This window comes from Chryseobacterium sp. AG363 (assembly GCF_003610675.1).
GTDB classification, from domain to species: domain Bacteria; phylum Bacteroidota; class Bacteroidia; order Flavobacteriales; family Weeksellaceae; genus Chryseobacterium; species Chryseobacterium cucumeris.
Map to the genome: position 1 here is coordinate 450512 of NZ_RAQF01000004.1, position 22205 is coordinate 472716.

Below are 22205 nucleotides of genomic sequence, written 5' to 3' on the forward strand. Positions count from 1 at the left end.
TTGAAGTTGGGTAAATAGAAATGGTTACTCTTTGAAAAAAAGAGTACGGGTACCGGAAATAATATGTGAAAATCTACCCCGTTATGGGGTAATTGTTGTAGTTGTAAATGTAGAAACAGAAGATATGCCTGAAATAAGTGATTTCAGAGCAGAAATATCAGATATGTTTCTTAAAAAATTCATTGTAACAGAACAAATGTACAAATAATTTTGAAACAGACAAGTTTTTAACAAAATAAAATTATATTTCCTTTTTATGAGATATATTTTGGTGTAATTGATTAAAAATGTTACATTTATAATATTAACTAATAAGAAATTAATCATGAAAAATTTTAAGAAATTAAACCGAAAAAATCTGAAATCAATCACTGGAGGAGATGTGAATAACTGTTTTGAGAATTGTCCTGCCGGCCCATACGGACCAGGCGAGCCAAGGTCATGTGCTGATTATTATGCATTACCTGAGTGCTGTAAAGGAAGAGTGTTAGTAAGCTTTGAATGCTTTGGTCCTTACTGATTTACATCATGAATTCATTATTACAGAATACCAAAATTATTACCATATGAAAACAATTAAAAAATTATCAAGGGAAGACAAGAAGAACATCAAAGGTGGTTTCACTGATATTCAGATTGAAGCCTGTGGAGGCGAGCAGTTTGTTTGTTTCCGTGGAGGCGGGAATTGGGGATGCTGGCTGAAGCCGGGAGGAACCTGCTATGCACCAATGCTGTAGTATTGAATAGACTAAACTCAATTTAAATATTAAAATACTATGAAAAATTCAAAAAAATTAAACAGAGAAAGCTTAAGAGCTATTATCGGAGGGACAGGAGACAGCTGTGCGGTAGATCTTGATTGTGGACCGAAAGGTTGTGCAATATGCACAGATCTCAAAGGACGTAAAGTTTGTCTTTATCTTTTTCCTTATGATCCATCCATTCCAGGCAGCTGTATGGTTCTCGAAGGCTAGAAAAATAGTATGTAAAAACCATCAATTTGTTATAAGAACATAAAATCAAAATTTAATTTAAAACTACTATGAAAAATCTAAAGAAATTAAACAGAAAAGAACTTGAACAATTAAATGGAGCAGCAGGTCCTTCAAGATGTGCAGGGTGTCCTCAAAATGCTACGTTTGGAGATGGACCTGAATATCAATATCCATGCTCTGCTTATCAGGGACTTCCTGACCACTGCAAGATGTGTGTTCTGGTAAGTATGGAATGTGTGGACGGAGGAGTTTCTTAAAAGATAATTTGACTTTATGAAAAAATTAAAGAAACTGAACAGAAGAGATTTGGAACAAATGAAAGGGGCTGGTATATCAAGGTGTGATGGTTGTCCTACCCATCTGGTTTTTGGACCAGGCTCTTCCAGTGATCCTTCGTGCGATGCATATTGGACATTGTCCGAAAATTGCAGAATGTGCGTTGTTGTGAGTGCAGATTGCTTTGTTGCAATCACTGCATAATAAAAATAAAAAAGCACTGTAAAAACAGTGCTTTATTTTTTTAACAGTTATCCGGAATATACATTCCTCTGGGTACGCAGATTAATTCTCCATTACATCCCGCTCCGCAGGTTTCATGTATTTCGCAGTTTAAGTTACATATGTTACTTCCTCCGTTTACATTTTTAAGACTTCTTCTGTCTAATTTTTTTAGATTTTTCATATTTATTATTAGTTTAAGTTTTAAATATAATAAATATTCGTGATAAAAAAATTATTTTATGCTTTTGGAAAGATCAAGCATCGCTTCAATAGGTTTTAATGCTTTTAATCTTAATTCTTCGTCGATAAGAATTTCTGGAAGCTCATATTTCATACATAAATACAGCTTTTCCATGGTATTACGTTTCATATAGAAACATTCTGAACAATTACAGCTTTCATCAAAAACCAATGCAGGAATCAGTTCCTTTTGAGGCGCACGTTTTCTCATTTCGTGAAGAATTCCTTCTTCTGTAGCGATGATGAATTTCTGGCAGTCATCTTTTTCTACATAGTTCAAAAGGGCAGAAGTGGAACCGATAAAATGGGCCAGTTTTAAAACTGCTTCTTCGCTTTCAGGGTGTGCAATCAGTTTTGCATCCGGATTGTCAGCCAATTGCTGGGCAATTCTTTCCATTGAAAATGCTTCGTGTACCACACAGCTTCCATCCCAAAGGATCATATCGCGGCCTGTTTTCTTAGAAAGGTATCTTCCCAAGTTTTTGTCAGGTGCAAAAATGATCGGTCTGTCTTTCGGAAGTGCTTCAATCACTGTTTCAGCGTTTGAACTTGTAACGATAATATCACTTTCAGCTTTAGTTTCTGCATTACAGTTGATGTAAGTAGCAATTAAAGCATTCGGGTGCTGCTCTCGCATTTTTCTCAGTCCTTCTCCTGAACATCCATCTGCCAGAGAGCATCCGGCCATGGTATCAGGAAGAACTACTTTTTTAGTTGGATTCAGAATTTTAGCGGCTTCTGCCATGAAATGTACTCCACAGAATACAATCATGTCAGCATTGGTATCTTTAGCCTGTCTTGCCAACTGTAAAGAATCTCCAAGGAAATCTGCGATGTCCTGAATTTCTCCGGGCTGGTAATAATGGGCAAGAATAACCGCATTTTTTTCTTCTTTTAGTTTGAGAATGGCCTTCACCAATTCTTCACCCTGAGGAATAGCAATATCTTTTATATCCAGAAATCCTCTGACAGGAATTGCAGATTTAGCTTTTTCTAATGTTTCGGTACTCATATCAACCTCAATTTTTTATGATCAGAAGCTAGAGGTTAGAAATTAGAAGTTAGATTTTGAGTGTAGTATTTTACTCCCATCCTCCTTCTTCCATCTTCCAGCCATTAATTACTGATAAAACTTTTTATTAAACTTTCTATTTCTTTTTTAGCTGCATCAAGATCTTCATTAATCACGATCTTGTCAAACCCGCTGGCGTAGGTCATTTCTTCTTCTGCCTTTGCGACACGGGTTTTTATGGTTTCTGCATCATCTGTGTTTCTGGAGATCAATCTTCGTTCCAATTCTTCAATGGAAGGCGGTTCTATAAAAATAGACAACGCTTTTTCACCGAAGTATTTTTTTAATGAAATGCCTCCTTTTACATCTACATCAAAAATAACAACTTTTCCCTGATTCCAGATTTTCTCCACTTCAGATTTTAAAGTACCGTAATATTTGTCAGTATAAACTTCTTCATATTCTACAAAAGCATCTTCGGAAATTTTCTGTCTGAACTCCTCCGGTGTCAGAAAATGATAATCTACGGCATGTACTTCACTTCCTCTTGGCTGTCTTGTCGTACATGAAATTGAAAATTCCAGTTCAGGAAATGTCTCCAGTGAATGCTTTACCAATGTAGTTTTTCCGCTCCCTGATGGTGCTGAAAATATAATTACTTTATCCATTTTTTTGGGTTTCGGGTTACGGGTTTCGAGTTTGGTGATCTATTCTTAGAACAACCACGCATCTCGTACCCCGTATCTATCATTACAATACGTTTAACGTTTGTTCTTTAATTTTTTCAAGGTCGTCTTTCATCATCACCACCAGTTTCTGGATTTCTGCGTGATTGGCTTTAGAACCCAGTGTATTGATTTCTCTTCCGATTTCCTGAGAAATAAATCCCAGTTTTTTTCCGTTGAAAGACTCATTGTCCATTACTTCTTTATAATATTTCAGGTGTTGGGCAAGTCTTACCTTTTCTTCAGAAATATCAAGTTTTTCAGTGAAATAGGCCATTTCCTGATAGAAACGTGTTTCATCAACATTTTCAAATTCTTTCAAAGATTTCTGATAACGTTCTTTCACGCTTACAATTCTTTCTTCTTCAAAAGGAATCACTTCGCTAAGATATTTGTCGATATTCTGAATATTTCTGTTGAGTTCTTCGTGTAAGATACCACCCTCAGTTCTTCTGAATTCTTCGAATCTGTCTACGGCATTATTGACAATCTTAGCCAGAGCTTCCCATTCACCTTCCGTTAATTCGTCAGGTCTTGAAGTGATGGCATCAGGAAGTCTTACTGCCATTTTAAGGTATTCGAAATTGGGACCGTCAGAAGCTATGTTTTTAAGTTCGTTAATATAAGAGTCAATTAAGTTTTTATTGATTTTTACATCGTTGGACTCTTCAAGATTCTCGATATTAACGTAGCAGTCTACTTTTCCACGGATAATTCTATCGTTAAGAATTTTTCTGATTTCAAATTCTTTTTCTTTATAACGTAAAGGAATTTTAATATTTAAATCAAAGCTCTTGCTGTTCAGAGATTTAATATCAATAGTAATTTTTTTTCCTTCAAAAACATCTTCGGCTCTACCGAATCCGGTCATTGATAAAATCATAGTTTTTTATTGTTCTACAAAGATAAACATTTAAGTCTATAGTTTAACTAATGTTGAATGGCTGGAAGATGGGGGCGAGAAGCTGGAAGGTTGTTGTAAATATATAATGAGATTTAATTAACCTCCAACCTCAGGCTTCCATCTTCCAGCAAATTAAATAAACCCATTTTCGTAAATTAGCGCTGTGAAAAAGAAAAATTTAATTTCTGTAGTAGGACCCACCGGAATTGGAAAAACGAGATTGGCAATTGATTTGGCGCAGCATTTCAATACCGAGATTATTTCCTGTGATTCCCGCCAGTTTTTTAAAGAAATGAAAATAGGAACGGCAGCTCCTTCAGAAGAAGAACTGGCGCAGGCACCTCATCATTTTATCGGAAATCTTTCAGTGGAAGAGTATTATTCTATCGGGCAGTATGAAGAAGATGCTCTTCAGAAACTCAATGAACTTTTTACTGCTCATGACACGGTAATTCTTGTTGGAGGAAGCATGATGTATGAAAAAGCTGTGATAGAAGGTCTGCATGATCTTCCGGAAGCCAATGCTGAAAACCAGGAAAAGCTTCAAAATATGATGGAGCAGGAGGGAATAGAAAAACTTCAGGAGATTTTAAAAGAACTGGATCCTGAATATTTCAGTGTGGTGGATATTCACAATCACCGCAGGCTGTTGAGAGCTATTGATATTATATGGCAGACGGATAAAAAATATTCTGAACATATTTCGGTTTCTCAAAATGGAAGAGATTTTAATGTCATCAGAATCGGGATAGAAGCTCCAAGGGAAGAATTATATGAAAGAATTAACCGCAGAGTGGATATCATGATGGAGAACGGCTTGCTGGATGAGGTGAAAAGTCTTGAGAAATTCAAAGGGTTGACAGCTTTGAATACTGTAGGTTACGCTGAACTGTTCAAATATTTTGATGGAGAATGGGATCTTGATTTTGCGGTTTCGGAAATTAAAAAGAACAGTCGCAGATATGCAAAACGCCAATTGACATGGTACAGAAAGGCGGACGATATTCATTATTTACAGTTGGGATATTCTCAGGAAGATTTTGAGGCTCTGTTAAAATGGATTGCTGAGCAATTTCAGGAATGAATTAAGCACTTAGTTTGTCATTCTGACAAAGGAACAATCTCATCGATTGTTTTTAAAGATTCCTCATTCCACTTTGTTCCATTCAGAATGACAAACCGGACGCTTCATTTATCCATACACTGTGTCATTCCTTAGGAATCCAAGTTTAAATTCATATTGTAGATAAACAGAAACAATACAAAAAATGCGGCTCTGAAAAGAACCGCATCTTAAAACAAATATAATTTAATTTACTACTTCCAACCGCCGCCTAAAGCTCTGTATAAATCTACAATGCTGCTTAATCTCTGTCTTTTTATGGAAGCCAGATTCAACTCTGCCTGTAGGGAATTCCCCTGTGCTGTAATCACTTCCAGGTAATTGGCTGAACCTCCTTTGTAAAGAAGTTGTGCACTTTTAATTCCATCTTTTAGTGTAGTTGCCTGTTCTGTCGCTTTTTGTTCCTGAACTTTTAAGTTTTCATTGGAAACCAAAGCATCAGAAATTTCTCCCACAGCATTTAATACCGATTGACGGAATGCAAGAACATTTTTTTCTCTTTGAATTTTTGCTACTTCCAGATCTGTTTTCAACTGTCTTTTCTGGAAAATAGGCTGGGTAATTCCCCCTAAAACCGATCCGAATAACGAAGCCGGAATCTGGAACCAGTTATCAAATTTGAATGAATTTACTCCACCATTCGCGGTAATTTTCAATGCAGGATACATATTTGCCTGAGCAATTCCTACCATTGCATTGGATTCTAATAAAACCAGTTCCTGCTGACGAACGTCTGGTCTTCTGCTTACCATAGCTGCCGGAAGTCCTGCAGTAATGTTTTGAGGCAGTGAAGTATCAGACATTTCAATGGTTCTGTCGACTTTATTGGGAAGTTCTCCAACCAGAATACTCAGTGCATTTTCCTGGATGGCAATATTTTGCTCCAGCTGGGCTATCAGAAGTTCTGTAGCCTGTTTCTGTGCTGCGGCCTGCTGAACTCCCAAAGAAGTATTATCGCCGCTTTCCCACATTTTTTGGGTCATTAAAAGGGTATTGCTGGTCAGTTCCAGATTGGATTTTGCGATCGCCAGTTGTCTGTCAAGCATCAACAGGTTATAATACCCTTGTGCAATAGCTGCTACTACCTGAGTCTGAACTGCTTTTGAACCTTCATAGGTCTGAAGGTACTGCATTCTTGAAACTTCCTGCTGGTTTTTGATTTTTCCCCAGATATCTGCTTCCCATGAAAGATTGAAGGCTGCGTTATAATCCTCAACATGGCTCGAGCCTAAAAATAAATTTAAGCTTTGCCCGTTCATGCTGTTTTTGGATGGTCTTGAAATCTGTCCGCTTACTCCGAACCCAACATCCGGATACTGCATATATTTTGCCTGTTTCAGTTTTTCCTGTGAAGCAGCCACCTGCTTTAAAGCAATCTGAAGATCATAATTATTTTTAATTCCTTTTTCAATCAGTCCCTGTAAAATAGGATCACTGAAAAACTGTTTCCACTCCAGGTTAGCTATACTGGCTGTGTCTGCAGTGGCAGTGTACTGGAATTTTTCCGGAAGTGGAAGCTCAGGCTCCGTGTAGGCCAGTTTAGACACACACGAAACAGAGCCGATGGCCAGCACAAATGTTAGAATAATATTTTTTACTCGTTTCATAGTTTTTAAACTTTTAATTGAAGACAAAACTTAGAGAGGTTTCTGTTGATGCAAAAATTTCTTTAGTAGGAGAAAATAGTTAGTTTTTAAAACCATTAAGAACAGGCAGGTAAATAGGTAAACCTATGATCTTAAAATTTTCTCTAAGTTTTTGTCATTCATTTTTTTATTAGTGACTAGCAGCTAAAAGTTCTTCCTCCATTTGTTTTTTCAGAAGTCTTTTCTTTTTTCTGCTTGGCATTTTTTCATGCAGGTACTGGAACACTACATACATTACCGGAATGATAAAGATCCCGAAGATTACCCCTGTAAGCATTCCTCCTACGGTACTGTAACCGATAGAGTGGTTTCCTTTTGAAGAAGCACCTTGCGTCCATACCAGTGGAAGCATTCCCACGATGAAGGCAAAAGAGGTCATTAAGATCGGTCTTAAACGTAATCTTGATGCCTGAAGTGCAGATTCTATCAATGTTTTACCGGCTTTTCTTCTCTGTACGGCAAATTCTACAATCAGGATGGCATTCTTCGCTAATAGTCCTACAAGCATGATCAATCCTACCTGAACGTAAATATTGTTATCAATTCCTGCTAATCCTGTGAAGGCAAATACTCCAAAAATCCCTGTTGGAATGGTAAGAATAATAGCAAACGGAAGGATATAACTTTCATATTGGGCTGCCAGTAAGAAGTAAACGAATAGAATACTTAAGAAGAAAATAAAAGCAGTCTGTCCGCTTGTTTTAATTTCTTCACGGGTAATCCCTGTCCACTCATATCCATATCCTCTTGGGAGTGACTGTTGAGCAACCTCTTCAACCGCTTTGATGGCATCTCCGGTACTGTAACCAGGTTTCGGAGTTCCGTTAATCGTAACAGCATTGAAAAGGTTATTTCTTGTTACTGTTTCAGGACCGAAAGATCTTTTTAGAGTAACCAGAGTTTTGGCAGGAACCATTTCTCCCGATTTATTTTTTACATAGATTCCTTCGAGTGAATTAACATCCGTACGGTAAGGAATATCTGCCTGAGCCATTACTCTGTAATACTTCCCGAATCTGTTGAAATCCGATACAAAGCTACTTCCGAAATAAATCTGCATCGTCTGCATCAGTTCTGTTACAGAAACGCCCAGCTGGTTAGCTTTATCAGTATCCACATCAATAGTATACTGAGGGTTTCCTGCGGCATACGTTGTGAAGGCAAAAGCAATTTCAGGTCTTTTCATCAGTTCTCCGATAAACTGCTGAGTGGTTGTTCCCAATTGTTCAAAAGAACCATTCGTTTTGTCCTGAAGCATGAATTCAAATCCGGAAACGTTACCGAAACCTTGTACAGTGGGGAAGTTAAAGAAGAATGCGTTGGCATCTTTTACCTGGCTTACCTTACCTGTCAATGTTGCAGCAATCTGATCAGGATCTTTCATTTCACCACGCTTGTCATAATCTTTAAGCTTAATGAAACCTGCAGAATAGGGAGAAGCGTTGGCATTACTGATGAAGTTCATCCCGTCCGCTACCCAAAGGTGGTTGGTTGCTTTTTCACCGTTGATAATTTTATCAATTTGAGCCGTAGCTCTGTGTGTTCTTTCCAGTGAACTTCCCGGAGGAGTATTCACCGCATACAATACGAATCCCTGGTCTTCCGTAGGAATGAATCCTGACGGCGCTTTCTTGATTAAAAATACACTTGCTGCTGTGATGATAACAAGACCTCCTATCGCAACCCATTTGTTTTTAATTAAAAACTTAAGGCTGTAAATATATTTTCTGGTCATGCTGTTGAAGCTCGCATTGAAAGCATTGAAGAACCTTGCTCCAAAACCTTTTTTATGACCGTGCTCCCCATGTTCTCCCTGAGGATCATTTAAGAACATCGCACATAATGCCGGACTCAATGTTAATGCATTCACTGCTGAAATTAAAATCGCAATCGCCAATGTGAAAGCAAACTGTCTGTAGAAAACTCCTGCAGGTCCCTGCATGAAACCAACCGGAATAAACACGGCACACATTACCAGTGTAATGGAAATAATGGCTCCTGAAATTTCACTCATCGAGTGCATGGTAGCATGCTCTACAGGCATTCCTGTCTGTTCCATTTTAGAATGGACGGCTTCCACCACCACAATGGCATCATCCACTACAATACCAATGGCGAGTACCAATGCAAATAACGTAAGCATATTGATACTGAAACCAAATAACTGCAGGAAGAAGAAGGTTCCTATAATCGCAACGGGTACGGCAATAGCCGGAATTAAGGTAGATCTGAAATCCTGAAGGAAAATAAATACTACAATAAATACCAAGATGAAGGCGATAACAAGTGTTTCCACAACCTGATGGATAGAAGCATCCAGGAAGTCTTTAGAGTTGTACATGATGATTGGCTTCACTCCTTTTGGAAGATTGGTTTCCATTACTTTCACCTGCTTTTCAATTTCCGTAAGGATTTCGTTGGCATTGGATCCGGCTGTCTGCAGGATAGCAAATCCGGCAACCGGTTTTCCGTCTACCCTGTTGGTCGCAGTATAGGTATAAGAACCGAATTCTACTCTTGCAACATCTTTTAATCTTAAGAAAGATCCATCACTGTTTGCTTTGATGGCGATGTTTTCATAGTCTTCACCCTTATTCAGCTTTCCTTTATATTTAAGGATATACTCGTAGGTTTCCTTACTTCCCTGTCCAAGACGGCCCGGAGCAGCTTCAAGGTTGTGGTCTTTAATGGCTCCCAAAACTTCCTGTGGAGAAAGATTATTAGCCGCCAGACGATCCGGTTTCAGCCAGATTCTCATGGAATAATCCCTTGTCCCGAATACCTGAGCCTGTGCTACCCCCGGAATACGCTGTATCTGTGGAATAACATTGATCTTCAGATAGTTTTGAAGGAATAATTCATCATATTGTTTTGCATCTTCACTGGTCAGTCCCATGAACATAATCATACTGTTCTGAACCTTCTGGGTTGAGATCCCGGCCTGTACCACTTCCTGAGGCAGCTGGCTCATCGCTTTCGATACACGGTTCTGTACGTTTACTGCCGCATTGTCTGCATCGGCACCCTGTTTGAAGAAAACACTCAGGGTCATGGTACCGTCGTTACTGGAGTTTGAGGTCATATAAGTCATGTTCTCAACTCCGTTTACAGCTTCCTCAATAGGAGTGGCTACCGAACGGGCTACGACCTCAGCATTGGCTCCAGGGTAGAATGCCGTTACCTGAACGCTTGGTGGAGCGATGTCCGGGAAAAGGGCAATCGGTAAATTAAAGAGAGACAAAGCTCCCAATAATAAGAGTATTATGGAGATGACCGTTGAAAGGACTGGTCTTTCTATAAATTGTTTTAACATAAGAAGTTTATTTTTTTAAGTCTTCTGTATTCGGAAAGAACTATAATGGTTTTGCTTTTAACAAGCTGTCCGAAGAAATATTTTTCGGCTTGATAGAAGCACCGTCTTTCAGGTTTCCAATTCCCGTGAATACAATTTTTTCTCCAGGCTTAAGCCCTTCAGAAATAAAATAATAGCTATCCGTTTTTCCTGATATTTTGATCGGTCTCCCGGTTACCTTCTGGTCTTTACCCATTACATAAACATAGGTTTTATCCTGAATTTCGAAGGTTGATTCCTGAGGAATTACAACTGCATTTGAAATGAGCTGTGGCATACGTACTCTTCCTGTATTTCCGGTTCTTAAAGTTCCGTTGGCATTAGGAAAAACAGCACGTACACTGATGGCTCCGGTAGTTTTGTCAAACTGGCCGTCTACAATGCTCAATCTTCCTTTTTCAGGGTAAGTACTGTTGTCGGCAATCACTAGATCTACCATGGGCATATTTTTCAGTTTTTCTTCTAAGCTTGCTCCCGGATATTTATTCTGGAAAGCAATGAAGTCAAGCTCACTTAAAGAGAAATAGGCATAGATTTCACTGATATCAGATAGTAATGTCAATGGATTCACATCTGTTCTTGAAATCAGACTTCCTTTTTTGTAAGGAATTCTTCCTATATAGCCGCTTACAGGAGCTGTAATGGTGGTAAATCCTACGTTGATTCTGGCGCTTCCTACAGAGGCTCTCGCTTGTGCAGCTGCTGCTACAGCCGCTTCATAATTGGCTTTTGCGGTTTTAAGCTGTACATCAGAAACTACTTTGGCAGCCACCAGCGGCTGAAGTCTGTCTACTTCTACTCTTGCTTTTTGAATATTGGCATTGGCCGCCTGAAGATTAGCCTGAGCCATATTCATCTGTTCGCCATAACTTCTTGAATCTATTTTGAATAACGGTTGTCCTGCTCTTACATATGCTCCTTCTTCTACGTAGATTCTGTCCAGGTATCCATCTACCTGAGATCTGATTTCTACGTTGTTTTTCCCTTCCAAAGCAGTTGGGAATTCCTGATATGTAGTAGCGGGTGAGGTGATAACGGTATAAACCGGAAGTTCTGGAGCTGGAGGTGCGGCATTGGTTCCTTCTGCGGCTTTTGTGCAGCTCTGTAAAAGAATTATACTTGCAATAAGTACAATAAACCTTGTTTTTCCAGGTAATTTCATTGTTGGTTTAATTTTTTTAATGAAGTGTTAGAGGTAAGTAAAAAATGTTTTGATAAATGCTGTATTTTTTCCTAACAGTGTTAATGATTTGTTCAAAAAAAATTACAGAATTTTTAATGTCCGATGAGGTCGATTGCTTCCATAATTGAAATTTTTTTAATGTATTGAAGTGTATAATGATGGTGTAAGGTGTGTTAATTTTACTAACAGTGTTAATTAGTAGACAAAAAATCACTAATTTTAACAACTTAAAATAATGAATGGCTTCATAAATGTTTGAGTTTTTAGTCAGGATTAACAGGAAATATATATTAATTCAGTGTTAATTTTCCTAACGGTGTTAATTTTTAATTCAAAAAAAATCTATAAAGACTTAATAAAAGCCGAAACAGTTTCGTCCAAAGTCGTTTTATTCATTGTTGAAGGGATATCAGCTGTACGCATCATCATAATAGAGATCATTCCATGTACGGCAGAAAACAGTGCATGAGACATATGACAGGCATTGTCCGGATTGGATCCGTTTTTCTTTATAATCTCATAAGTACATTCATAAATAAGTTCCTGGAATGATGAGAATTCTTTTTTCATCTGTCCTTTTCCACAACATTGCATTCCAAGACCAAACATAAGCTGGTAATATTCCTTATTTTTAAAAGCAAAGTTCCAGTACGCATCCACAATGGCAACAAGCTGCTCTTCCGGAGTATCGTGCTTCTGCTGAGCTTTTAACAGTTCAATGTGTAACTTATGAAAGCCATCTAAAGAAATTTCAAATAGAATAGCTTCTTTATTTTCAAAATAATCATATACAACGGGAGCACTATACTCAATAGCATCTGCTATCTTACGCATAGAAAGCGAACCCCAGCCTTCAGTTTTCGCCAACGTAAAAGCAGCCTGCAAAATATTTGCACGGATGGATTCTTTTTCTCGTTGACGGCGTTCATGTAGACCCATGATTTTTATTTACTAACAGCGTTAGCAAAACTACAAACTTTTTAATATAACTTCCAAGGGATATTGTAAGTTTTATAGGTTCGTCTGCTTTTTAAAGAAGATTAATTAAAGGCTCGAAGCTGGAAGAATGGGTGCTGGAAGTTATTTTGAAGGTTAAATAATATAATAATAGAATTTGACTATAACTATTTTTGAGGGCTAACAATCTTCATCCTCCAGCTTCCAGCTTCCTTACCTTATTAAAAATGAAAATGTCTTTTTCCTAATTAACAAAAGAAATAATTATCTTTGCCGGTAAAGAAATAAGGATATGAATACTCCCTCAAATATGTTGGCATTAGGAACAAAAGCTCCGTTTTTTGAACTTCCTAACCCGTCAAAAACGAATGAACTTCAGTCTTTGGAAGAACTGAAAGGAGAAAAAGGTACTTTGGTGATCTTTATGTGCAACCACTGTCCGTTTGTTCTTCATGTAATTGACAAGATCAATGAACTATACGAAGATTATAACGAGCGCGGAATTGAATTCATCGCCATCAATGCTAATGATATCGAAAAATATCCGGCAGATTCTCCGGAAAAAATGATCGAATTTCAAATTGAAAGAAGATTTGATTTCCCTTATCTGTTTGATGAAAGCCAGGCAGTAGCAAAAGCTTACGATGCAGCTTGCACACCGGATTTTTATTTCTTTGATGATAAGCTTGATCTTGTATACAGAGGTCAGATGGATGATTCAAGACCGGGAAATAATAAAGATGTTACAGGTGAGGATCTGATTATTGCTTTTGAGAATCTTTTGGCTGGAGAAGCTCAGGAGGAAATTCAGAGACCTAGCATGGGTTGCAATATTAAATGGAAATAATTGCTGGTTTATTTAGTTACTGGTTTTTACTCAATAATACAAAGCTGCTCTTTTGGAGTGGCTTTTTTGTTTCTTGCAACATAGTTCACCTATTATCCACACAGTCTGTCACTCCGGTAGAAGTCTTCTATTAAAAACTTATTTTAGCTTTAGTCTTCTTTTCAGTCTTTATATCTACATTAACATTGCTATGAGAATAATTCCTGATAAATTCTGAAGGAGTCTTTCCCGTATATTTTTTAAACATCCTGTTAAAGTAGGTCACATTATTAAAGCCACACTGGTAGCTGCATTCTGAAATAGATCTGTCCTGCGCCATCAGCAGACAGGCTTTATTAATTCTATAACGGTTCACAAACTCTGTAAACGTAATCTGAGTCGCTTTTTTAAAGAAATTACAGAAAGCTGGTAAAGTCAGGTTAGCTAGTTTTGCTACTTCTTCAATATCAATTTCCTTGTCGTAATGATGTTCTACATAGGTAAATATATTCTCAAGACGGGTTTTATTTTTAGAAATAATGGTGTAGGGCATGATTTCCTTGTTTAAAAGATCATAATCCTCACATTTTGAAAGTTCAAAAAGAATTTCCAACAGCAATAAGTATCTTTTATAGCCTTCTGATTCCAGCATCAGTTTCAGCCTGGGAAGCATTACCTTTTTTACTTTATGATGAAAATGAATCCCGTACTTTGAAAGTTCCAACAGGTTTTTAATAGATCTCGATTCTACTTCCTGCTCGGGAAACTGAAGGATTTCTTCTTTGAACTGAAGTACAATTTCTTCATGCGGATCAATAGAATTCAGACCGAATCCGGAGTGGGGAATATTGGACCCGATTAATACCAGATCTCCGTTCGTATAATTACTTTTATGATAACCCACGTGACGGGTTCCATTCCCGGAAATAACACATACCAGCTCAATTTCGGGATGATAATGATACTCCCATTTGAATTCTGAAATGGGAGAATTATTATGAATGGTGCGGAATGAGCTCTTTTCATTAGGGATTACCCTTTCAAAAGTAACTTTCATCTAATTAATCATATTTATTCACTAAAAATACTAAATATATTAATATAGTTCAAATATTGATTTACTGTGTTAAATTATCGTTAACAGAAATGCTTCTATCTTAGCCAACAAGAAATCACCTGAATGAAAAATCTTAACATCAAGGCCGTTTTATTTTTAAACTATTTTGTCTTTGCCATTCTTCTGAATTCTGTAGGAACAGTCATTCTACAGGTACAGCAGAATTTTGGGATTTCAAAATCTTCGGCAAGCGTTCTGGAAGGCTTCAAAGATCTTCCAATCGCCATATGTTCTTTCATTCTGGCTTCATTTCTTCCGAAGATAGGAATCAAAAAATCAATGCTGATTGCTTTATTGCTGGTAAGCTGCATGTGTTTTGTAATGCCTTTTACCAATGACTTCTGGGTATTCAAGTTACTATTTGCTACGGTAGGAGTTTCATTTGCATTAATCAAAATATCGGTTTTTACTTCTATTGGGTTGGTAACGGAAACAGATAAAGAGCATTCCAGTTTTATGGGATTTCTGGAAGGGTTTTTCATGATCGGAGTACTGGCTGGAAATGTTTTATTCAGTTTATATATAGATGATCATAATCCTAAATCTACAGAATGGCTGAATGTGTATTGGGTGCTGGGAGGACTTTCTGGTGTATCTTTTTTATTCTTATTTTTTTCAAAACTGAATGAACAGGAAGCCAAAAGTGAAAAAACAGATCTCTTGGGAGATTTAAAAAATAGTGTAAGCTTATTCAGCTATAAAAAAGTATTATGTTTTTTATTATGCGCTTTCCTTTTTGTATTGGTAGAGCAGAGCTTTCAAACGTGGACGCCCACATTTTATAAAGAGATTTTAAAAGTGCCTACCTCTATGAGTATCCAGGCGGGAGCGGTTTTAGCGGGAGCTTTTGCTTTGGGAAGATTTTTATCGGGATTCTTCTCTAAAAAATTCAGCTGGATCTATGTAGTCTCTTTCTGTGTGGTAGGTTTTGCTATCAGTTTATTGCTGGTTTTGCCCTTGACCCATAATATTCATATTGATACAAATACAAACTGGTTGAATGCTCCTTTGGTCGTGTATTTATTTCCTTTGATGGGAGGTTTGCTGGCACCAATTTATCCAAGTATTAATTCTGTGATTCTGGCATCAATCCCTAAATATCTGCACAGTGCGATGTCAGGATTGATCGTTGTTTTCTCAGCAATCGGGGGAACGATAGGTTCTATCATTACCGGTTTTGTATTTCAGGAATTCAGCGGGCAGCGGGCATTTTACCTTTCCCTGATTCCGCTTTCATTACTGATCACTTCGGCAGTGTTCATGAATAAATTAAAAATTAATCCTAAAAAATAACAATGAGTAGTCAGCTTTATATAAACGAAATTCAAAGTCTGTTTGATAATGTACAGAGATCTGAAATTTTTGAGGATCAGAAAATGATGACGGATGCAGTTCCTCTTTTTCCCATTGCAAAGATCAATGAGGATTATGAACAATCCAAAAATACGGAAGGTTTTGATCTGAAAGATTTTGTGATGACTCATTTTGACTTTTTAGGAGCAAGAGTTTCTGTTCAGAGACAAGATCAGCTCCCTATTGGTGAACATATCGAAAAGTTGTGGGATGAACTCACCCGTACAGCATATGAAGAAAAAGGGACCCTTTTAAAATTGCCAAAGCCTTATATCGTTCCGGGTGGTCGTTTCAATGAGTTTTTCTATTGGGACAGTTATTTTATCATGCTAGGATTACAGGTTTCGGGAAGAGTAGAAATGATGGAAAACATTATTGAAAACTGTTCTTATCTGATCCAAAATATAGGATTTGTTCCGAATGCAAGCAGAACTCACTTCCTGAGCAGATCGCAGCCTCCTTACTTTTCATTAATGCTGGATCTTCTTTTCGAAACGACAGGAGACAAGGAGATATATGTGAAATACCACGAAACACTGGAGAAAGAATATGCTTTCTGGATGAATGGGGAAGAAGGACTTGAAAACGGGTCCAGTGTAAAAAGAGTGGTAAAAACAACAGAGGGAGATATCCTGAACCGTTATTACGATGCAGAAAATACACCGCGGCCGGAAAGTTATCTGATCGATATTGAAGATCATGAGAAAGCTTCAGGTGATGAATTTTACAGAAATATAAGAAGCGCCTGTGAATCGGGTTGGGATTTTTCCAGCCGATGGTTTGCAGACGGAGAAAATATACAGACAATAGAAACGCTGAATCTAGCCCAGGTTGATTTGAACTGTCTTTTGTGGCATTTGGAAATGACTTTGGCGAAATCTTCAGCACTTCAGAATCTGAGTGAAAAAGAAAATTATTTTTCAGAAAGAGCAGCAAGCCGAAGACAGATGATCAATAACTATTTCTGGGATGGAAATACTAACAATTATAAAGATTATCACACTAAAAAAAACACAAAAACACCGTCTGAACATATTGCTGCTCTTTACCCTTTATTCCTTGGAATTGCAGATCAGGGGAAGGCTGAGGCTGTTGCTAAAGCTGTTGCTGAAAAGTTTCTTTACCAGGGTGGTCTTGTTACTACAACTAAAAACTCGGGTCAGCAGTGGGATCTTCCCAATGCGTGGGCTCCTTATCAATGGTTAGGATTTAAAGCAATGAAAAATTACGGCTTTGATGAGCTGGCAGAAAAAATTAAAAACAACTGGTGTTCCAATGTAGAAAGGGTCTACAAAAACACCGGAAAGCTGATGGAAAAATACAATGCATTAGACACAGAAACAATAGCAGGCGGAGGGGAATACCCTAATCAGGACGGATTCGGTTGGACCAATGGAGTGTATTTACAATTACAACAAAACTGAAACTAACAATAAAAAATAAGGCTATGAAAAAAAAATCGATCTTTTTAATCGCCGCAACAGCTACGTTATACTTTAATAATGCTTATGCCCAGGAAACACCGCAGGATTCTGCAAAAGTTTCTTCCATCGATCAGATTGTCATCACAGGAAACTCAAATCCAAAGAAAAAAATAGAATCCAGTACAGCAATTTCCACATTTAGTTCCAAAGAAATTCAGAAACAGAACCCGATCAGTGCTGCGGCTTTACTACAGCGAGTTCCGGGATTTGCTGTGGAAACTTCAGGAGGTGAGGTAGGAAACAACCTTTTTGCAAGAGGGATTCCTTCTGCTGGAGCTTATGAATTTGTACAGGTACAGGAAGACGGTCTTCCGGTTTTCGAAGACGGAGCACTTCAGTTTGCCAATGCTGACAACTTTTTCCGTGTAGACAATTCTGTCAACCGTATGGAAGCTTTGAGAGGAGGTTCAGGTTCTATTTTTGCAACAAATTCTCCCGGAGGTCTGATCAACTTTATTACCAGAGAAGGAACCAATGATTTCAGAGGTACGGCGAAACTTGAAACAAGTACCTACGGATTGATGCGTACCGATGTGAATGTAGGAGGCGCATTGGTTCAGGATAAATTGTTTTTCAATGTCGGTGGTTTTTACAGGACAGATGACGGAATCAGAAAAACAGGTTTCAAAGCCAATAATGGGGGGCAAATCAGAATGAATCTGAAATATGTCTTTGATAAAGGCTATGCAAAAGTATATTACAAAAAACTGGATGACAGAAATACCTTCTTCCTTCCAATTCCTTTGATCCAGAACGGAAATAAGCTGAAAGGATTCCAGGGCTTTGATCCTAATTATGGAACATACAGCTACAGAGCCATCAGCCAGCTGAATATTCCACAGGCCGGAGGCGGATTTTTCAACAGAAATCTTGAAGATGGAATCCATCCGAAAGTTGATGTATTGGGTGCAGAGTTTAAATATGATCTTGGAAATAATTTCAGTGTTTTAAACAAAACGAGATACACCAATATCAATATGAATTATACGGGGATTTTTCCGGCAGGAGGTCCAAAGCTAGCTTCTAAATATGCTACTGATGCCGTGAAAGATGGTGGGCTTGGAATGAGCAATTATCAGTATTCTCTCGTAAGCAACGGAGCTGTTGTTAATCCTGAGTATGTACAAAAATTAGGATTCTGGGCAATCGACAAACAGATGAATAATTTTGTGAATGATTTACAATTCAGTTATAAATTTGACAAAGGAAATGTTACGGCTGGTTTTTATAAATCCAACTGGAAATCTCAGCAATACTGGAACTGGAGTAATGTTCTGGCAACTGCTACAGACAGACCTGAACTTTTAAATCTGGTAAACCCGTCTATGAGCCCGTCTGATGATGGATATTCTAAAACCTACAATGGTGTTATGGATATGACATTTTTACAAAGAAGAACTCAGACTCAGGGAAGTTTGAATGATCTTTATGTAAACTTAGACTATAACATTACCGATGCTTTAAGTGTAAATGGAGGCCTTCGTTACAGCCATGATTATTATAAAGGAAATTTTGCCAATACCACCACTTCTAATTTAAATAATTCTGGATTAACAACTGATGGAACTCATGGTTTCAACACGACGACGGCTGATGATAATATGAGTGTATTGGGAAATAAATACACCTATTGGAACTTTAATGTGGATAAAGTTTCCTTTACATTAGCTGCCAATTATAAAATCAACAGAGAGAATGCGGTGTATGCTCGTTTCTCCAACGGTTTCAGATCTCCGAATGAAGAAGCTTATTACAACTATTTCTCCACTCCAAACCCTGATAAACCTTTAAAATCAGTAACCACCAATCAGTTAGAAGTAGGATATAAATATTACTCGCGTACCTTTGACATAGCGGTGATTCCATTCTATTCTACCTTGAATAATCTTTCATTTACAGATATCTTCTCTGATGGAAAATCTGAAAATACTTTTGCGAATACACAAAACTATGGAGTTGAATTTGAAGGATATGCCCGTTTATTCAATAATATTTTAGAAGTTGCATTCAATGGAACCGTTCAAAGCCCGAAATATAAAAACCTTGAAGCCGGAAGTGTACTTGAAGGAAATGTGGTAAGAAGAATGCCAAAGTTTTATTTTAATATCTCACCGGCGGTGAACATTACCAAGTCATGGAGAGCCTATGTAAGTATGAATTATTATGGAAAACGTTTCCAGGATGAGAAAAATGTACAGACCCTACCTTCTTTTACAGAATTTGGAGCGGGAATGTCTTACCAGTTAGGAAGAATACGTTTTGCAGTCGATGGTACCAATATCTTTAACACTATTGGTATTACAGAAGGAGACCCAAGAGCCGGATCACCGAATGGAGACGGAATCATCATGGCCAGACCTATCATGGGAGCTGCTGCCAGAGCATCAATCACACTGGATTTCTAGACTCTATTTCTTAATAAAAACAAAACCGTCAGAATTTCTGACGGTTTTGTTTTTATTACTAGTACTGTCTGATAAAGAGGATAGATATATTGAAAACAATATTTACGTCATAGATTAACAGGTCGCTCCTGCGGAGCTCTATTTTACCGGTGCCTCATTTTTTCTACTAACAGTTGATCCCGATGGGATCAAATACAGCTCCAATAGAAGCTAACTGTTAATGCACGGATTTGTTTTAAAATTATAGCTCCGTAGGAGCGACCTGTTAATTATGTTTAAATTTAATCGGACAAAATGATTTTTATATAAGTATCAGACTTAAGTTTTGATTTCAGGCGTTGGTACAATTCAATCCCTCAAACCTTTTTACTTTAAAAACGGATTATACTGTTTCTCAAAACCAATCGATGTAGGATTTCCATGTCCTGAGAAAACCTGGGTATCATTATCCAGAATGAAAAGTTTTGATTTAATTCCTTCAATCAGCTGATCATAATTTCCTTTATACAGATCTGTTCTTCCTATACTTCCTTCAAAAAGAACATCACCGGAAATCATGAATTTCTGATTTTCATTATGATAAACAACACTTCCTGGAGAATGTCCCGGAACATGATATATTTTGAATTTTTCTCCATCCAGATCAAGTTCATCACCTTCCTTTATATATTCTACATTCACTTTTACAGGATTGATCTGCATTCCGAATCTCATCCCGCTTGCCTGAAGCATATCCAGTACTTCCTGGTCTTCCTGATGCATATTCACAGGTACCTTAAATTTATCAAAAGCCCATTGAAGTCCCAATACATGATCAATATGAGCATGGGTCAGGAGTATTTTCCGAATCTTCAGTCCTTTTTCAGTAATGAAGTTATCAATAGCCTGAGTTTCCTGAGCATTCATATTTCCCGGATCAATTAACCAGGCATTTTTATTTTCGTTATAAAGGATATAAGTATTTTCGCTCGCAAAGTTGAATACGAAACCTTGAATCTGAAGCATATCTGAATATTTTTTATTCAAAAATACGATATTATTAAGAAAATGGCTATTTTTCGTTATCTTCGTCATAATGAAAACTTTGCGAATACTTTTACTTTCTTTGGGCGGACTGGTTTTTGGACAAAATATCCAAAGTGTTCAGCTGTTCAATCCTCAGACCAATGATGAGACTCCGGTAATTAAGATAGGCGAACAACTGGTTCTGGGCTTTGATGATCTTACGAATGGCAGTCAGATCTATAGATACACATTCAAACATTATGACAGAAACTGGAATGAAGATAATCTGTTTTTTACAGAATTTGCTACCGGAAGCATGAATGCACTTCTGGATCAGTTTCAATATTCTTTCAATACGTTACAGGCGTATACCCACTATAAACTTGTTTTCCCGAATGATAAAATCCAACTGAAAGTCTCAGGGAATTATGAACTGATTGTCTACAAAGATTCGGCAGACCAGCCTCTGTTCAAAAAACGATTTTATCTTGTGGAAGATGTAACATCCGTGGGCTTAAATATTTCAAGATTTGCAGACGCAAAAAATCCAAATCTTAATCAGAGGGTAGAAGTGAATGTTTCTCCGAAAGGCGGAGATATTTCTTCCAACGTCAATTCAATCACGATGAATGTGATGCAGAATAACAACCCGAATATGGTGATATCCAATCTTAAACCGAGCAGTGTTTTAGGAAATCAGGTTTTGTTCCAGCAGATGAATCTTGTTTTTCCTGGGGATAATGAGTTTTATTATTTTGATAATAAAAATATGAATATGGCCGCAGATATGGTGCGTGCTACCGAAATAAAAGATGATGTGAACCAGACGTATCTTCATCCGGTATGGGCGTTCCCTTTAAATTATCAGTATCAGCCGGATGTGAATGGAGCCTGGTACTACAGAAGGAACGACTTGGGAAGAGAGAGAGATGCAGAAAGAGAAGCTGATTATTCATGGGTACATTTCTACCTGGATTCCGATCCTGTGGATAAAGAAATTTATGTACTGGGAGGATTTAATAATTTTAAACCCAGTAAGGAAAATCAAATGCAGTATAATGCTTCTACCAAACAATATGTGGCAAAAATATTCCTTAAACAAGGTTTTTATAACTATGTTTTGGTAACAAAAGATGGAAACGGTTTGAATTTTGGAGAAGTAAACGGTAACTTCTGGCAGACAGAAAATCTTTATCAGGCGTTTCTTTATTATGCACCATTTGGAAGAAATTATGATGGGTTAATGGGATATGGAGAATTCAGAACACCCATTGCGAATAAACGTTAAGTAATTATAATTTAAAATATACATAAAAAATAGGGCTGTCTCTTAAGATAGTCCTATTTTTTTGTCCTTATTGAAAGAATTACTCTCTC

21 protein-coding genes are annotated in these 22205 nt (G+C 37.5%); 11 read left to right on the plus strand and 10 right to left on the minus strand.

Features of this window, described 5'->3' with window-relative positions; all coding sequences use genetic code 11:
* Window positions 1-31 precede the first annotated feature (31 nt).
* The 5 genes from DEU39_RS24745 (at window position 32) to DEU39_RS18325 (ending at window position 1252) form a co-directional block, all read left to right on the plus strand.
* Window positions 32-208 carry a hypothetical protein gene (locus DEU39_RS24745; RefSeq protein ID WP_228436838.1) on the plus strand — a complete coding sequence of 59 codons (177 nt, stop codon included), beginning with the start codon at window positions 32-34 and terminating at the stop codon, window positions 206-208.
* A gap of 117 nt (window positions 209-325) precedes the next feature.
* Window positions 326-520 (plus strand): bacteriocin-like protein, encoded by a 195-nt coding sequence (locus DEU39_RS24845; RefSeq protein ID WP_120232898.1) that lies wholly within the window; start codon window positions 326-328, stop codon window positions 518-520.
* Between the two features lie 46 nt (window positions 521-566).
* The gene (locus DEU39_RS24480; protein WP_157885797.1) at window positions 567-737 is read left to right on the plus strand and encodes a bacteriocin-like protein; all 171 of its coding nucleotides are present in this window, start codon (window positions 567-569) and stop codon (window positions 735-737) included.
* Between the two features lie 39 nt (window positions 738-776).
* Window positions 777-974, plus strand: coding sequence for a hypothetical protein (locus DEU39_RS18320; protein ID WP_062676232.1), 198 nt, complete (start codon window positions 777-779; stop codon window positions 972-974).
* 68 nt (window positions 975-1042) lie between these two features.
* A complete protein-coding gene (locus DEU39_RS18325) occupies window positions 1043-1252 on the plus strand; it encodes a bacteriocin-like protein (protein WP_062676231.1) in 210 nt (69 codons plus the stop codon).
* Between the two features lie 263 nt (window positions 1253-1515).
* On the opposite strand, the gene DEU39_RS24485 is transcribed toward DEU39_RS18325, so the two are convergent.
* From DEU39_RS24485 to DEU39_RS18340, 4 genes are all read right to left on the minus strand, one after another.
* The gene (locus DEU39_RS24485; RefSeq protein WP_157885796.1) at window positions 1516-1677 is read right to left on the minus strand and encodes a bacteriocin-like protein; all 162 of its coding nucleotides are present in this window, start codon (window positions 1675-1677) and stop codon (window positions 1516-1518) included.
* Window positions 1678-1728: 51 nt separating this feature from the next.
* A complete protein-coding gene (gene nadA / locus DEU39_RS18330; protein WP_120232899.1) occupies window positions 1729-2748 on the minus strand; it encodes a quinolinate synthase NadA in 1020 nt (339 codons plus the stop codon).
* A gap of 104 nt (window positions 2749-2852) precedes the next feature.
* On the minus strand, window positions 2853-3416 hold the full coding sequence (gmk, locus tag DEU39_RS18335; protein WP_120232900.1) for a guanylate kinase: 564 nt from the start codon (window positions 3414-3416) through the stop codon (window positions 2853-2855).
* An 82-nt stretch (window positions 3417-3498) separates the two neighbouring features.
* On the minus strand, window positions 3499-4356 hold the full coding sequence (locus tag DEU39_RS18340; RefSeq protein ID WP_082798853.1) for a YicC family protein: 858 nt from the start codon (window positions 4354-4356) through the stop codon (window positions 3499-3501).
* Window positions 4357-4540: 184 nt separating this feature from the next.
* Between DEU39_RS18340 and miaA the strand changes: the two genes are divergently transcribed.
* Window positions 4541-5461, plus strand: coding sequence for a tRNA (adenosine(37)-N6)-dimethylallyltransferase MiaA (miaA, locus tag DEU39_RS18345; protein ID WP_120232901.1), 921 nt, complete (start codon window positions 4541-4543; stop codon window positions 5459-5461).
* Between the two features lie 233 nt (window positions 5462-5694).
* Here the strand turns inward: miaA and DEU39_RS18350 are convergent, their stop codons facing one another.
* The 4 genes from DEU39_RS18350 to DEU39_RS18365 all read right to left on the minus strand — a co-directional run bounded on the left by DEU39_RS18350 (window position 5695) and on the right by DEU39_RS18365 (window position 12620).
* The gene (locus DEU39_RS18350) at window positions 5695-7107 is read right to left on the minus strand and encodes an efflux transporter outer membrane subunit (RefSeq protein WP_062676226.1); all 1413 of its coding nucleotides are present in this window, start codon (window positions 7105-7107) and stop codon (window positions 5695-5697) included.
* Between the two features lie 169 nt (window positions 7108-7276).
* Entirely contained in the window at window positions 7277-10459 is a 3183-nt protein-coding gene (locus DEU39_RS18355) for an efflux RND transporter permease subunit (RefSeq protein WP_120232902.1), read from the minus strand.
* Window positions 10460-10499: 40 nt separating this feature from the next.
* Complete coding sequence (locus DEU39_RS18360; RefSeq protein ID WP_062676224.1) at window positions 10500-11660, minus strand: efflux RND transporter periplasmic adaptor subunit; 1161 nt, start codon at window positions 11658-11660, stop codon at window positions 10500-10502.
* A gap of 363 nt (window positions 11661-12023) precedes the next feature.
* Window positions 12024-12620, minus strand: coding sequence for a TetR/AcrR family transcriptional regulator (locus tag DEU39_RS18365; RefSeq protein ID WP_034694942.1), 597 nt, complete (start codon window positions 12618-12620; stop codon window positions 12024-12026).
* Window positions 12621-12930: 310 nt separating this feature from the next.
* On the opposite strand from DEU39_RS18365, the gene DEU39_RS18370 reads away from it, so the two are divergent.
* Complete coding sequence (locus tag DEU39_RS18370) at window positions 12931-13485, plus strand: thioredoxin family protein (RefSeq protein ID WP_120232903.1); 555 nt, start codon at window positions 12931-12933, stop codon at window positions 13483-13485.
* Between the two features lie 130 nt (window positions 13486-13615).
* Here DEU39_RS18370 and DEU39_RS18375 read toward each other — a convergent pair whose 3' ends face one another.
* Window positions 13616-14521 (minus strand): AraC family transcriptional regulator, encoded by a 906-nt coding sequence (locus DEU39_RS18375; protein ID WP_120232904.1) that lies wholly within the window; start codon window positions 14519-14521, stop codon window positions 13616-13618.
* A 123-nt stretch (window positions 14522-14644) separates the two neighbouring features.
* Between DEU39_RS18375 and DEU39_RS18380 the strand changes: the two genes are divergently transcribed.
* The 3 genes from DEU39_RS18380 to DEU39_RS18390 are packed head-to-tail and all read left to right on the plus strand — an operon-like array spanning window position 14645 to window position 19823.
* On the plus strand, window positions 14645-15874 hold the full coding sequence (locus DEU39_RS18380; protein ID WP_120232905.1) for an MFS transporter: 1230 nt from the start codon (window positions 14645-14647) through the stop codon (window positions 15872-15874).
* 2 nt (window positions 15875-15876) lie between these two features.
* Window positions 15877-17358, plus strand: coding sequence for a trehalase family glycosidase (locus DEU39_RS18385; RefSeq protein ID WP_120232906.1), 1482 nt, complete (start codon window positions 15877-15879; stop codon window positions 17356-17358).
* Window positions 17359-17381: 23 nt separating this feature from the next.
* The gene (locus DEU39_RS18390) at window positions 17382-19823 is read left to right on the plus strand and encodes a TonB-dependent receptor (protein ID WP_120232907.1); all 2442 of its coding nucleotides are present in this window, start codon (window positions 17382-17384) and stop codon (window positions 19821-19823) included.
* Between the two features lie 366 nt (window positions 19824-20189).
* Here DEU39_RS18390 and DEU39_RS18395 read toward each other — a convergent pair whose 3' ends face one another.
* Window positions 20190-20828 carry an MBL fold metallo-hydrolase gene (locus DEU39_RS18395; protein WP_120232935.1) on the minus strand — a complete coding sequence of 213 codons (639 nt, stop codon included), beginning with the start codon at window positions 20826-20828 and terminating at the stop codon, window positions 20190-20192.
* A gap of 70 nt (window positions 20829-20898) precedes the next feature.
* On the opposite strand from DEU39_RS18395, the gene DEU39_RS18400 reads away from it, so the two are divergent.
* Complete coding sequence (locus tag DEU39_RS18400; protein ID WP_062676219.1) at window positions 20899-22116, plus strand: DUF5103 domain-containing protein; 1218 nt, start codon at window positions 20899-20901, stop codon at window positions 22114-22116.
* The last annotated feature ends 89 nt before the right edge of the window (window positions 22117-22205 follow it).

Bases quoted from the DNA above. Each gene is read 5' to 3' on its own strand.
- DEU39_RS18355 (WP_120232902.1), bottom strand. From the start codon at position 10,459: ATGTTAAAACAATTTATAGAAAGACCAGTCCTTTCAACGGTCATCTCC.
- DEU39_RS18365 (WP_034694942.1), bottom strand. From the start codon at position 12,620: ATGGGTCTACATGAACGCCGTCAACGAGAAAAAGAATCCATCCGTGCA.
- DEU39_RS18400 (WP_062676219.1), top strand. From the start codon at position 20,899: ATGAAAACTTTGCGAATACTTTTACTTTCTTTGGGCGGACTGGTTTTT.
- DEU39_RS24480 (WP_157885797.1), top strand. From the start codon at position 567: ATGAAAACAATTAAAAAATTATCAAGGGAAGACAAGAAGAACATCAAA.
- nadA (WP_120232899.1), bottom strand. From the start codon at position 2,748: ATGAGTACCGAAACATTAGAAAAAGCTAAATCTGCAATTCCTGTCAGA.
- DEU39_RS18390 (WP_120232907.1), top strand. From the start codon at position 17,382: ATGAAAAAAAAATCGATCTTTTTAATCGCCGCAACAGCTACGTTATAC.
- DEU39_RS18325 (WP_062676231.1), top strand. From the start codon at position 1,043: ATGAAAAATCTAAAGAAATTAAACAGAAAAGAACTTGAACAATTAAAT.
- DEU39_RS18370 (WP_120232903.1), top strand. From the start codon at position 12,931: ATGAATACTCCCTCAAATATGTTGGCATTAGGAACAAAAGCTCCGTTT.
- DEU39_RS24845 (WP_120232898.1), top strand. From the start codon at position 326: ATGAAAAATTTTAAGAAATTAAACCGAAAAAATCTGAAATCAATCACT.
- DEU39_RS18395 (WP_120232935.1), bottom strand. From the start codon at position 20,828: ATGCTTCAGATTCAAGGTTTCGTATTCAACTTTGCGAGCGAAAATACT.
- DEU39_RS18380 (WP_120232905.1), top strand. From the start codon at position 14,645: ATGAAAAATCTTAACATCAAGGCCGTTTTATTTTTAAACTATTTTGTC.
- DEU39_RS18320 (WP_062676232.1), top strand. From the start codon at position 777: ATGAAAAATTCAAAAAAATTAAACAGAGAAAGCTTAAGAGCTATTATC.
- DEU39_RS18375 (WP_120232904.1), bottom strand. From the start codon at position 14,521: ATGAAAGTTACTTTTGAAAGGGTAATCCCTAATGAAAAGAGCTCATTC.
- DEU39_RS18360 (WP_062676224.1), bottom strand. From the start codon at position 11,660: ATGAAATTACCTGGAAAAACAAGGTTTATTGTACTTATTGCAAGTATA.
- DEU39_RS18385 (WP_120232906.1), top strand. From the start codon at position 15,877: ATGAGTAGTCAGCTTTATATAAACGAAATTCAAAGTCTGTTTGATAAT.
- DEU39_RS18350 (WP_062676226.1), bottom strand. From the start codon at position 7,107: ATGAAACGAGTAAAAAATATTATTCTAACATTTGTGCTGGCCATCGGC.
- DEU39_RS18340 (WP_082798853.1), bottom strand. From the start codon at position 4,356: ATGATTTTATCAATGACCGGATTCGGTAGAGCCGAAGATGTTTTTGAA.
- gmk (WP_120232900.1), bottom strand. From the start codon at position 3,416: ATGGATAAAGTAATTATATTTTCAGCACCATCAGGGAGCGGAAAAACT.
- DEU39_RS24485 (WP_157885796.1), bottom strand. From the start codon at position 1,677: ATGAAAAATCTAAAAAAATTAGACAGAAGAAGTCTTAAAAATGTAAAC.